This window comes from Streptomyces sp. NPDC127129 (assembly GCF_042671585.1).
Lineage (GTDB): Bacteria > Actinomycetota > Actinomycetes > Streptomycetales > Streptomycetaceae > Streptomyces.
This window is the reverse complement of the sequence record NZ_JBHXTV010000001.1, coordinates 352153-364703: the sequence shown is the minus strand read 5'-3', so window position 1 is coordinate 364703 and position 12551 is coordinate 352153. Positions and strand designations below refer to the sequence as shown.

At 72.4% G+C, this 12551-nt stretch carries 11 protein-coding genes; all 11 read left to right on the top strand.

Annotated features, from left to right (window positions below; translation table 11 throughout):
* Positions 1-75: 75 nt before the first annotated feature.
* Positions 76-993, top strand: coding sequence for a squalene synthase HpnC (hpnC, locus tag ACFVGW_RS01535; protein WP_383308281.1), 918 nt, complete (start codon positions 76-78; stop codon positions 991-993).
* On the top strand, positions 990-1940 hold the full coding sequence (gene hpnD / locus ACFVGW_RS01530; protein WP_385850281.1) for a presqualene diphosphate synthase HpnD: 951 nt from the start codon (positions 990-992) through the stop codon (positions 1938-1940). The genes hpnC and hpnD overlap by 4 nt, the downstream gene beginning before the upstream one ends.
* 82 nt (positions 1941-2022) lie before the next feature.
* Positions 2023-3432 carry a hydroxysqualene dehydroxylase HpnE gene (gene hpnE / locus ACFVGW_RS01525; protein ID WP_385850280.1) on the top strand — a complete coding sequence of 470 codons (1410 nt, stop codon included), beginning with the start codon at positions 2023-2025 and terminating at the stop codon, positions 3430-3432.
* Positions 3429-4529 (top strand): polyprenyl synthetase family protein, encoded by a 1101-nt coding sequence (locus ACFVGW_RS01520; protein ID WP_352186180.1) that lies wholly within the window; start codon positions 3429-3431, stop codon positions 4527-4529. The genes hpnE and ACFVGW_RS01520 overlap by 4 nt, the downstream gene beginning before the upstream one ends.
* Before the next feature lie 107 nt (positions 4530-4636).
* The gene (shc, locus tag ACFVGW_RS01515; RefSeq protein WP_385850279.1) at positions 4637-6619 is read left to right on the top strand and encodes a squalene--hopene cyclase; all 1983 of its coding nucleotides are present in this window, start codon (positions 4637-4639) and stop codon (positions 6617-6619) included.
* Positions 6619-7278 carry a 1-hydroxy-2-methyl-2-butenyl 4-diphosphate reductase gene (locus tag ACFVGW_RS01510; RefSeq protein ID WP_385850278.1) on the top strand — a complete coding sequence of 220 codons (660 nt, stop codon included), beginning with the start codon at positions 6619-6621 and terminating at the stop codon, positions 7276-7278. Before shc ends, ACFVGW_RS01510 begins: the two co-directional genes overlap by 1 nt.
* Before the next feature lie 7 nt (positions 7279-7285).
* Positions 7286-8308: an adenosyl-hopene transferase HpnH gene (hpnH, locus tag ACFVGW_RS01505; RefSeq protein WP_383220043.1), complete on the top strand. Its 1023-nt coding sequence runs from the start codon at positions 7286-7288 to the stop codon at positions 8306-8308.
* Positions 8309-8386: 78 nt separating this feature from the next.
* Positions 8387-10270: a 1-deoxy-D-xylulose-5-phosphate synthase gene (gene dxs / locus ACFVGW_RS01500; protein ID WP_385850277.1), complete on the top strand. Its 1884-nt coding sequence runs from the start codon at positions 8387-8389 to the stop codon at positions 10268-10270.
* Positions 10267-11652 carry an aspartate aminotransferase family protein gene (locus ACFVGW_RS01495; protein ID WP_383220045.1) on the top strand — a complete coding sequence of 462 codons (1386 nt, stop codon included), beginning with the start codon at positions 10267-10269 and terminating at the stop codon, positions 11650-11652. Before dxs ends, ACFVGW_RS01495 begins: the two co-directional genes overlap by 4 nt.
* Positions 11653-11728: 76 nt before the next feature.
* Positions 11729-12376: a helix-turn-helix domain-containing protein gene (locus ACFVGW_RS01490; RefSeq protein WP_385850276.1), complete on the top strand. Its 648-nt coding sequence runs from the start codon at positions 11729-11731 to the stop codon at positions 12374-12376.
* A 19-nt stretch (positions 12377-12395) separates the two neighbouring features.
* Positions 12396-12551, top strand: coding sequence for a DUF6126 family protein (locus ACFVGW_RS01485; protein ID WP_352186173.1), 156 nt, complete (start codon positions 12396-12398; stop codon positions 12549-12551).

Below are 12551 nucleotides of genomic sequence, written 5' to 3'. Positions count from 1 at the left end.
AGGAGATATGACGGCCATGACGCGAAATCTCCAGCTCCACGAGGGTGTCGCCGTCCCCGCGTCGGGCAGCGGCCAGTGACGCCGACCCGACAGGCACGCCCCGACGCCTCCTCTCGCGCCACGCTCGACAAGGCCGCGGACGAGAACTTCCCCGTGGCGCCCTTCTTCCTCCCGCGCGCGTGGCGCGACGACCTCATGGCCGTCTACGGCTACGCCCGGCTCGTCGACGACATCGGCGACGGCGACCTCGCCCCCGGCGGAGCCGACGCCCGCCACCTCGGCGTCGCCCCCGAACGGGCCGAGGACCGCCTCGCCCTGCTCGACGCCTTCGAGGCCGACCTCCTGCGGGTCTTCGACGGCACCCCGCGCCACCCGCTGCTCCGCGCCCTCCAGCCGACCGTGCGGCGCCGCGCCCTCGGCCCCGAGCCGTTCCTCGGCCTGATCGAGGCCAACCGCCAGGACCAGCTCGTACGCCGCTACGAGACGTACGACGACCTCGTGGCGTACTGCGAACTCTCCGCCAACCCCGTCGGCAGGCTCGTCCTCGGGATCACCGGCACGGCGACCCCCGAGCGCGTCCGCCGCTCCGACGCCGTCTGCACCGCCCTGCAGATCGTCGAGCACCTCCAGGACGTCGCCGAGGACCTCGGCCGGGACCGGATCTACCTGCCCGCCGAGGACATGAAGCGCTTCCACGTCACCGAGGACGATCTCGCCCGGCCGACCGCCAACGCCTCCGTACGCGCCCTGATCGCCTTCGAGGCGGCGCGCGCCCGAGCCCTGCTCGACGACGGAATTCCGCTGGTGGGGAGCGTGCACGGCAGACTGCGACTGCTGCTCGCCGGCTTCACGGCCGGCGGACTCGCGGCGCTCGACGCCGTCGCGGCCGCCGGAGGTGGGTTCGACGTCCTGGCCGGGTCGCCGAGGCCCGCCAGGCGGAGTCTGATGCGTGAAGCGGGATCGATTTTGCTCAGAGCGCGGAGAGAGGGGTGAGCCGGACCGTGGAGGGACAGACGGAGACGTCCGCGCCGGTACAGGCCGCGTACAGCTACTGCGAGGCCGTCACCGGACAGCAGGCCCGCAACTTCGCCTACGGGATCCGGCTCCTGCCGACCGAGAAGCGACAGGCCATGTCCGCGCTGTACGCGTTCTCGCGGCGCGTCGACGACATCGGCGACGGCACGCTCGCCCCCGAGGCCAAGCGGGACCGGCTCGAAGGAACCCGCGCGCTGCTGGACCGGATCCGCCGGGGCGGGGTCGACGAGGACGACACCGACCCCGTCGCCGTCGCCCTGGCCGACGCCTCCCGGCGCTTCCCGATCCCGCTCGACGGGCTCGACGAGCTGATCGACGGCGTCCTGATGGACGTCCGCGGCGAGACGTACGAGACCTGGGACGACCTCAAGATCTACTGCCGGTGCGTCGCGGGAGCGATCGGGCGGCTCTCGCTCGGAGTGTTCGGCACCCAGCCGGGCGCGCAGGGCGCGGAACGCGCCCCCGAGTACGCCGACACCCTCGGGCTCGCGCTCCAGCTCACCAACATCCTCCGGGACGTACGCGAGGACGCCGGCAACGGGCGCACCTACCTGCCCGCCGACGACCTCGCCAAGTTCGGCTGCGGCGAGGGCTTCGGGAGCGCGGCCCCGCCCGCCGGCTCCGACTTCACCGGCCTCGTCCACTTCGAAGTCCGCCGCGCCCGCGCCCTGTTCGCCGAGGGCTACCGGCTGCTGCCCATGCTCGACCGGCGCAGCGGCGCCTGCGTCGCCGCGATGGCCGGGATCTACCGCCGTCTCCTCGACCGGATCGAGCGCGACCCGGAGGCGGTGCTGCGCGGCCGGGTCTCGCTCCCGGGGCGCGAGAAGGCGTACGTCGCCGTGCGGGGTCTCTCCGGACTCGACACCCGGCACGTCTCCCGACGGATCGTCAGGAGGCGTGTCTGATGCGCGCGTACGATCCCGGGCACCGGGCAACCCTCCGCCGCCGGGCGGCGTCCCTGACTGCGACCCCCCGAGGGGAGGCCTCGTGACCACCGACGGCACCACACCGCACCGCGCGGCCGGGGCCGGCGCGACCGCCGTCGTGATCGGCGGCGGACTCGCCGGGATCACCACCGCGCTCCAACTGGCCGACGCCGGAGTGCGCGTCACGCTCCTCGAAGGCCGGCCGAGGCTCGGCGGGCTCGCGTTCTCCTTCCGGCGCGGCGACCTCACCGTCGACAACGGGCAGCACGTCTACCTGCGCTGCTGCACCGCCTACCGGTGGTTCCTCGACCGCGTCGAAGGCGCCCGCCTGGCGCCCCTCCAGGACCGGCTCGACGTGCCCGTCCTCGACGTCGCCCACCCCCGCGGCCCCCGCCTCGGACGGCTCCGGCGGACCGGCCTGCCCGTACCGCTGCACCTCGCCGCGAGCCTGGCGACCTACCCCCACCTCTCCCTCGCCGAGCGCGCGAGCGTCGGCCGTGCCGCGCTCGCCCTCAAGGGACTCGACCCCGCCGACCCCGCCCTCGACGGCATCGACTTCGCCACCTGGCTCGGCCGCCACGGCCAGTCCCCGCGCGCCGTCGAGGCCCTCTGGGACCTCGTCGGCGTCGCCACCCTCAACGCCACCGCCCCGCACGCCTCCATGGGCCTGGCCGCCATGGTCTTCAAGACCGGCCTGCTCTCCGAACCGGGCGCCGCCGACATCGGCTGGGCCCACGTCCCCCTCGGCGAGCTCCACGACACCCTCGCCCGCAAGGCCCTCGACTCCCTCGGCGTCCGGACCGAACTGCGCACCAAGGCCGAGCGGATCACCCGTACCGAAGACGGCCGGTGGAGCGTCGAGGTGCCGGGCGAGACCCTCGAGGCCGACGCCGTCGTGCTCGCCGTGCCGCAGCGCGAGACCCGTGAGCTGATCCCCGAGGGCGCCCTCGACGACCCCGACCGGCTCCTGGACATCGGCACCGCGCCGATCCTCAACGTGCACGTCGTCTACGACCGCAAGGTGCTCAGGCAGCCCTTCTTCACCGCGCTGGGCTCCCCGGTGCAGTGGGTCTTCGACCGCACCGACTCCTCCGGCCTCAAGGGCGCCGGACAGTACCTGGCCGTCTCCCAGTCCGCCGCCCAGGACGAGATCGACACGCCCGTCTCCGAACTGCGCGAACGCTATCTCCCGGAGCTGGAGCGCCTGCTGCCCGCGGCACGCGGCGCCGGGATCCGGGACTTCTTCGTCACCCGGGAGCGGACAGCGACGTTCGCCCCCACCCCGGGCGTCGGCCGGCTCCGTCCCGCCGCCCGCACCCACGCCCCCGGCCTGTACCTGGCCGGCGCTTGGACCGCCACCGGCTGGCCCGCGACCATGGAGGGTGCCGTCCGCAGCGGTTTCAGCGCCGCGGGCGCCGCGCTCTCCGCCCTCGGCCGCCACCATGAACATCCGCTGCAGGAGGCGGCATGAGTGTGAGTACTGGAACAAGAGGAGAGACCGTGCCGACTGTGCCCCCGGTGAACCCGGCCGTCGACACCGCGGACGTCACCGCTCTGCTGGAGCGCGGGCGGACCCTGTCCACCCCCGTCCTGCGGGCGGCCGTCGACCGGCTCGCCCCGCCCATGGACACCGTGGCCGCCTACCACTTCGGCTGGATCGACGCCCACGGCAACCCCGCCGAGGGGGACAGCGGCAAGGCCGTCCGGCCCGCTCTCGCGCTGCTCTCCGCCGAGGCCGCGGGCGTCGCCCCCGAGGTCGGTGTCCCCGGTGCCGTCGCCGTGGAGCTCGTCCACAACTTCTCGCTGCTGCACGACGACCTGATGGACGGCGACGAGCAGCGGCGCCACCGCGACACCGTCTGGAAGGTCCACGGCCCCGCGCAGGCGATCCTCGTCGGCGACGCGCTCTTCGCGCTCGCCAACGAGCTGCTGCTCGAACTCGGCACCGTCGAGGCCGGCCGTGCCACCCGCCGGCTGACCACGGCCACCCGCAAGCTCATCGACGGGCAGGCCCAGGACATCTCCTACGAGCACCGCGAGCGGGTCACCGTCGAGGAATGCCTGGAGATGGAGGGCAACAAGACCGGCGCCCTGCTCGCCTGCGCCGTCTCCATCGGCGCGGTCCTCGGCGGTGCCGACGACCGCACGGCCGACAAGCTGGAGGAGTACGGCTACCACCTCGGCCTCGCCTTCCAGGCCGTCGACGACCTCCTCGGCATCTGGGGCGATCCCGAGTCCACCGGCAAGCAGACCTGGAGCGACCTGCGCCAGCGCAAGAAGTCCCTGCCCGTCGTCGCCGCCCTCGCGGCCGGTGGCCCGGCCTCCGAGCGGCTCGGCGAACTCCTCGCCGCCGACGCCAAGAGCAGCGACTTCGACTCCTTCTCCGAGGAGGAGTTCGCCACCCGCGCGGCCCTGATCGAGGAGGCCGGCGGCCGCGAGTGGACCTCCGAGGAGGCCCGTCGCCAGCACACCATCGCCATCCGGGCCCTGCACGAGGTGGACATGCCCGAGCGCGTCCGCGCCCAGCTGACCGCGCTCGCCGACTTCGTCGTCGTACGGAAGAGATGATCACCATCGCCCTGATATGAGTGCGCAGTCGCCGGCCGGTGCCACCGGGCATCGGCCGACGGCAGACCCGAAGAAGCAGAAGCATTCGACTGCACGAAGGGGAAGCCATGACAGCGACGACCGACGGAAGCGCCGGGGCCGTGGGCCCCCGGGCAGCCGCGGCCAGCGACACCACCGTCACCGCGCCGGCGACCGGCCTCGACGAGGCCGCGAAACGGGCCGCGGAACGCTCCGTCGACCATCTGCTCGGCCTTCAGGACGCCGAAGGCTGGTGGAAGGGCGACCTGGAGACCAACGTCACCATGGACGCCGAAGACCTTCTGCTGCGCCAGTTCCTCGGCATCCTGGACGCGGAGACCACCCGGGCCGCCGCCCAGTTCATCCGGGGAGAGCAGCGCGAGGACGGCGCCTGGGCCACCTTCTACGGCGGGCCCGGCGAGCTCTCCGCCACCATCGAGGCCTACGTGGCGCTGCGCCTCGCCGGGGACCTGCCCGAGGCCGCCCACATGGCCCGCGCCGCCGCCTGGATCCGCGAGCGGGGCGGGATCGCCTCGGCCCGGGTCTTCACCCGGATCTGGCTCGCCCTGTTCGGCTGGTGGAAGTGGGACGACCTGCCCGAGCTGCCACCCGAGCTGATCTTCCTGCCGAAGTGGTTCCCGCTCAACATCTACGACTTCGGCTGCTGGGCCCGGCAGACCATCGTGCCGCTCACCGTGGTCTCCGCCAAGCGGCCGGTGCGCCCCGCACCCTTCCCGCTGGACGAACTGCACACCGATCCGGCCCGTCCGAACCCGGTGAAGCCCCCTGCGGCGATGGCGAGTTGGGAGGGCGTCTTCCAGCGGCTCGACAAGGCGCTGCACCTCTACCACAAGGTCGCCCCGCGCAGGCTGCGCAAGGCCGCCATGAACGTCGCCGCCCGCTGGATCGTCGAACGCCAGGAGAACGACGGCTGCTGGGGCGGGATCCAGCCCCCCGCCGTCTACTCGGTCATCGCCCTGCACCTCCTCGGCTACGACCTCAAGCATCCGGTCATGCGGGCCGGCCTCGAGTCACTCGACCGCTTCGCCGTCTGGCGCGAGGACGGCTCGCGCATGATCGAGGCCTGTCAGTCGCCCGTCTGGGACACCTGTCTGGCCACCATCGCCCTCGCCGACGCGGGCCTCCCCGCCGACCACCCGGCCCTCGTCCGCGCGGCCGACTGGATGCTCGGCGAGGAGATCGTCCGGCCCGGCGACTGGACCGTCCGCAGGCCCGGACTGCCCCCGGGCGGCTGGGCGTTCGAGTTCCACAACGACACCTACCCGGACATCGACGACACCGCCGAGGTCATCCTCGCCCTCCGCCGGGTCCGCCACCCCGACCCCGACCGGGTCGAGTCGGCCATCGCCCGCGGCGCCCGCTGGACCCTCGGCATGCAGTCGAAGAACGGCGCCTGGGCCGCCTTCGACGCCGACAACACCAGCCCCTTCCCCAACCGGCTGCCGTTCTGCGACTTCGGCGAGGTCGTCGACCCGCCGTCGGCCGACGTCACCGCCCATGTCGTGGAGATGCTCGCCCACGAGGGCAAGGCCCACCACCCCGGTACCCGCAGGGGGATCGAGTGGCTCCTCGCCGAACAGGACCCGAACGGAGCCTGGTTCGGACGCTGGGGCGTCAACTACGTGTACGGGACGGGCTCGGTGGTCCCGGCGCTCACCGCGGCCGGGCTGCCCCGCTCCCACCCCGCGATCCGCCGGGCCGTCGCCTGGCTGGAGTCCGTACAGAACGAGGACGGCGGCTGGGGCGAGGACCTGCGCTCGTACTCGGACCGGGCCTGGGTCGGGCACGGCGCCTCGACCGCCTCCCAGACCGCGTGGGCGCTGCTCGCGCTGCTCGCGGCCGGCCGGCGCGACTCCCGGGCCGTCGAGCGGGGCATCGCCTGGCTCGCCGGGACACAGCGCGCCGACGGATCCTGGGACGAGCCGTACTTCACCGGGACCGGCTTCCCCTGGGACTTCTCCATCAACTACCACCTCTACCGGCAGGTCTTCCCGCTCACGGCGCTCGGCCGCTACGTGAACGGCGAACCCGTCGTCTCCAGGGAGGGATGATGGGCGAAGAGCCGGGGCCCCCGGCCGGCTCCTCGGCGCCGCTGCTGATCGCCTGCGCGCTCGGCATCGAGCAGCTCGCCCTGCGCAGCGGCGAGCGCGCCGGCGCTCCGGGCGCGTTCACCGTCGTCCGTACGGGCATGGGACCGGCCCACGCCCGCCGGACCGTCGCCCGTGTGCTGGGCCGGGAGCCCTGGCGGGACGCCGTCGTGGTCGCCTCGGGCTTCTGCGCCGGGCTCGCCCCCGGGATGCACCCCGGGGACCTGATCGTCGCCGACGAGACCCGCGGCGGACCGGACGGCGTCACGCCCTGCACCGGGACAGAGCTCCTGGTGAAGGCCCTGATCCGGGCGCTCCCCGGGCGGACCGTCCACACCGGCCCGCTGGCCGGCTCCGACCACGTCGTGCGCGGCCACGAGCGGGCCGAGCTGCGCGCCACCGGGGCGATCGCGGTGGACATGGAGTCCGCCGCCACGCTCCGTACGGCGCTGGCCGCCGGGCCCCGCCCGGTTGCGGCCGTACGGGTGGTCGTGGACGCTCCAGAACATGAACTGGTCCGGATCGGCACGGTACGCGGTGGAATATCGGCTTTCCGTGTTCTTCGTGCCGTCCTTCCCGCATTCTTCGAATGGCACCGTTCTTTGCTGCTCCCCAGGAGGTGAGCGAGTTATGGCCATGCCGCTCCGACAGTCCATCCGGGTCGGGACCTATCTCTTCGAACAGAAGCTCCGCAAGCGGGACAAGTTCCCGCTCATCGTCGAGCTCGAGCCGCTGTTCGCCTGCAACCTCAAGTGCGAGGGCTGCGGAAAGATCCAGCACCCGGCCGGCGTGCTCAAGCAGCGGATGCCGGTCGCCCAGGCCGTCGGCGCCGTCCTGGAGTCCGGGGCGCCGATGGTCTCCATCGCGGGCGGCGAGCCCCTGATGCATCCGCAGATCGACGAGATCGTCCGCCAGTTGGTGGCGAAGAAGAAGTACGTCTTCCTCTGCACCAACGCGATGCTGTTGCGCAAGAAGCTGGAGGACTTCACCCCCTCCCGGTACTTCGCCTTCGCCGTCCACATCGACGGGCTGCGTGAGCGGCACGACGAGTCCGTCGCCAAGGAGGGCGTGTTCGACGAGGCGGTGGCGGCGATCAAGGAGGCCAAGCGGCGCGGCTTCCGCGTCACCACCAACTCGACGTTCTTCAACACCGACACCCCGCAGACGATCATCGAGGTCCTCAACTACCTCAACGACGACCTCCAGGTCGACGAGATGATGATCTCGCCCGCCTACGCCTACGAGAAGGCCCCGGACCAGGAGCACTTCCTCGGTGTCGAGCAGACCCGGGAGCTCTTCAAGAAGGCCTTCGCCGGTGGCAACCGGGGCCGGTGGCGGCTCAACCACTCCCCGCTCTTCCTGGACTTCCTCGAGGGCAAGGCCGACTTCCCCTGCACGGCGTGGGCGATCCCGAACTACTCGCTCTTCGGCTGGCAGCGTCCCTGCTACCTGATGAGCGACGGCTACGTCCCCACCTACCGGGAGCTGATCGAGGAGACGGACTGGGACAAGTACGGCCGGGGCAAGGACCCGCGCTGCGCCAACTGCATGGCCCACTGCGGCTACGAGCCGACCGCCGTCCTCGCCACCATGGGCTCGCTGAAGGAGTCCCTGAGGGCGGCCCGCGAGACCGTCTCCGGGAACCGCGGATGACGTGACGGGTACGGGAGGGCCCGCGACACCACCGGGCGCGGCCCTCCCGCACGGCCGAACGACGAAAGGGGGCCGAGCATGACGATTCTGGAGAACATCCGGGGGCCGCGCGACCTCCGGCCGCTGAGCGGCGCGCAGCTCGACGAACTGGCCGCGGAGATCCGGCAGTTCCTGATCCACGCCGTCGCCAGGACGGGCGGCCATCTGGGGCCGAACCTCGGGGTGGTGGAGCTGACCGTCGCGCTGCACCGGGTCTTCGACTCGCCCGACGACCGCATCCTCTGGGACACCGGGCACCAGAGCTACGTCCACAAGCTGCTCACCGGCCGCCAGGACTTCTCCAAGCTGCGCAGCAAGGGCGGACTCTCCGGCTATCCCTCGCGCGAGGAGTCGGAGCACGACGTCATCGAGAACTCGCACGCCTCGACCGTCCTCGGCTGGGCCGACGGACTGGCCAAGGCCAACGAGGTCTCCGGCCGCCTCGACCACGTCGTCGCGGTCATCGGCGACGGAGCCCTGACCGGCGGCATGGCCTGGGAGGCGCTCAACAACATCGCCGCCGCCCGGGACCGGCCCCTGATCATCGTCGTCAACGACAACGAGCGCTCCTACGCCCCGACCATCGGCGGCCTCGCCCAGCACCTGGCCGCACTGCGCACCACCGACGGATACGAGCGCGTCCTCGCCTGGGGCAAGGACGTCCTCCAGCACACCCCCGTGATCGGGCAGCCGCTCTACGAGTCGCTGCACGGCGCCAAGAAGGGGTTCAAGGACACGTTCGCTCCGCAGGGGCTCTTCGAGGATCTGGGCCTCAAGTACGTCGGTCCCGTCGACGGCCACGACATCGCCGCCGTCGAGTCCGCGCTGCGCCACGCCCAGCGCTTCAACGGGCCCGTCCTCGTGCACTGCCTCACCGAGAAGGGCCGTGGCTACCGGCCCGCCCTGGAGGACGAGGCGGACCGGTTCCACGCCGTCGGCGCCATGGACCCGCTCACCTGCGCACCGCTCGCCCCCTCGGCCGGACCCTCCTGGACCTCCGTCTTCGGCGAGGCCATCGCCGAGATCGGGGCGGAGCGCCCGGACGTCGTCGCGATCACCGCGGCCATGCTCCACCCCGTCGGCCTGACGGCGTTCGCCGAGCGGTTCCCCGACCGGGTCTGGGACGTCGGCATCGCCGAGCAGCACGCCGTCGTCTCGGCCGCCGGCCTGGCCGCCGGGGGACTCCACCCCGTCGTGGCGGTGTACGCGACCTTCCTCAACCGCGCCTTCGACCAGCTGCTCATGGACGTCGCCCTGCACAGGTGCGGGGTCACCTTCGTCCTGGACCGGGCCGGCGTCACCGGCACCGACGGCGCCTCGCACAACGGCATGTGGGACCTCTCCGTCCTCCAGGTCGTGCCGGGCCTCCGGATCGCCGCTCCGCGCGACGCCGAGGAGCTGCGCGCCCAGCTGCGCGAGGCCGTCGACGTCGACGACGCCCCGACCCTGCTGCGCTTCCCCAAGGAGACGGTGGGGGAGCCGGTCCCGGCCGTACGGCGGACCGGCGGGACGGACATCCTCCTGGAGCCCTCGGGGCCGGAGGCGGACGTGCTCCTCGTCTCCGTCGGCGTCATGGCCGACGTCTGCCTCCAGGCCGCCGATCTGCTCGCCGGACGCGGCATCCGATGCACGGTCGTCGACCCGCGCTGGGTCAAACCGGTCGACGAGGCCCTCGTCCCGCTCGCCGAGCGGCACCGGCTGGTCGCCGTCGTCGAGGACGGCATCCGCACCGGCGGCGTCGGCGCCGCGGTCGGACAGGCCCTTCGCGACGCCGGCGTCGACGTCCCGCTGCGGACCTTCGGGATCCCCGAGCAGTTCCTCGGCCACGCCAAGCGCGGCGAGGTGCTCGCCGACCTCGGCCTGACCCCGGTGGAGATCGCCGGACGGATCAGCGCCGCACTGACCCGGAAGAAGGGGCGATGAGCAAGGAGTTCGACCTCTCGGCACTGCTCGCCGAACGCGGCGCGGAGCGCTACGAGCTGCACACCCGGTACCTCAATCACCAGCTCCCGCGCATGCTGCACACCATCGGCTTCGACAAGGTCTACGTACGGGCCGAGGGCGCCCACTTCTGGGACGCCGACGGCGGCGACCACCTCGACATGCTGGCCGGCTTCGGCGTCATGGGCCTGGGGCGGCACCACCCCGTCGTCCGCAAGGCCCTCCACGACGTCCTGGACGCCTCGCTCGCGGACCTCACCCGCTTCGACTGCCAGCCGCTGCCCGGGCTGCTCGCCGAGAAGCTGCTCGCCCACAGCCCGCACCTCGACCGGGTCTTCTTCGGAAACAGCGGTACGGAGGCGGTGGAGACCGCGCTGAAGTTCGCCCGGTACGCCACCGGCCGGCCCAGGATCGTCTACTGCTCCCACGCCTTCCACGGCCTGACCACCGGCTCCCTCTCGGTCAACGGCGAGAAGGGCTTCCGGGACGGGTTCGCCCCCCTGCTGCCCGACACCGCGATCGGGCTCGGCGACCTGGACGCTCTGGAGCGCGAGCTGCGCAAGGGCGATGTCGCCGGGTTCGTCGTCGAACCCATCCAGGGCAAGGGAGTGCACGAGGCCCCGCCCGGCTTCCTGCGTGCCGCGCAGGAGCTGCTGCACCGGCACGGGGCCGTGCTGATCGCCGACGAGGTGCAGACCGGTCTCGGCAGGACCGGGGACTTTTACGCGTACCAGCACGAGGACGGCGTCGAACCGGACCTGCTCTGCGTCGCCAAGGCGCTCTCCGGCGGGTACGTGCCGGTCGGCGCGACGCTCGGCAAGGACTGGATCTTCAAGAAGGTCTACTCGTCCATGGACCGCGTCCTCGTCCACTCCGCCAGCTTCGGGTCCAACGCGCAGGCCATGGCCGCCGGGCTCGCCGTGCTCTCGGTCATGGAGAACGAGGGGACGGTGGCGCACGCGCGCCGGATCGGCGAGCTGCTCTCCGCACGCCTCAAGGAGCTCGTGCCCCGCTACGAGCTGCTGCACGAGATCCGCGGACGGGGCCTGATGATCGGGATCGAGTTCGGCCGGCCGTCCTCGCTGGCCCTGCGCAGCCGGTGGACGATGCTGCAGGCCGCCCGGAAGGGTCTCTTCGCGCAGATGGTCGTCGTGCCGCTGCTCCAGCGCCACCGGATCCTGACCCAGGTGTCGGGGGACCACCTGGAGGTGATCAAGCTCATTCCGCCGCTGATCATCGACGAGGCGGACGTGGACCGCTTCGTGACCGCTTTCACGGCTGTGATGGACGACGCCCACGGGGGCGGCGGGCTGATGTGGGACTTCGGAAAGACGCTGGTCAAGCAGGCGGTCGCGCAACGCTGACCGCCGGGACGGCATGGGCTTTTGCCTCTGGGGCAAGAAACTTGCCTCAGAGGAAAGTTCCTGGCGGAATGGAGGCATGGCACACCTCCACGGGGAGCAGGCCGCGGACCCCGCCGCACCGGACGCGTCCGACGCCCTGCCGGACGCACCGCACGTCGCGCCGCAGCTCCGCGCCCTGCGCAGACGCCGCGGGCTGACCCTGGAGGCCGCCGCCCAGCGGGCCGGGCTCTCCCCGGCCCATCTCTCCCGGCTCGAAACGGGCCACCGGCAGCCCTCGCTCCCGATGCTCCTCGCCCTCGCCCGTATCTACGGTACGACGGTCTCCGAGCTCCTGGGCGAGGTTCCGCCCGAGCGTGATCCGATCGTCCGGGCGGACCGGTCCGAACCCGTCGAGGCCGACGGCTGGACCTACCGCCAGGCCGGCGGGCCGGGCCGCGCCCTGCAGGCGCTCCGCGTGCACGTCCCGTACGCCACCAAGGCCGACATCGTGCGCGTCCACCCCGGCGAGGAGTGGCTCCACGTCCTCGACGGGCAGGTGCGTCTCGCCCTCGGCGACGCCGTGCACGTCCTGGATCCGGGGGACAGCGCCCACTTCGACTCGCTCACCCCGCACCGCATCGGCGCCGTCGGCCGCGGCGGGGCCGAGCTGCTCTTCGTCCACACGCTCATGCAGAGCCCCGCCGCCGAGCTGTGCCTCGGCGACGGCGCCCCGCATCTGCGCTGAGCCCTGGAAAGGGGTCGATATGTCCGAGAAGTCCGCACCGGTCACCGGTGAGGAGCGCGAGGCCGGCAAGTTCCCCAAGGGGCTGGTGCTCCGGCTCTTCGCCTATCTGGTGGCCGGGCACCTCTTCGCCGGCTTCCTCTATCTGCTCTTCATGCTCGGAGGCCAGAACCAGTAG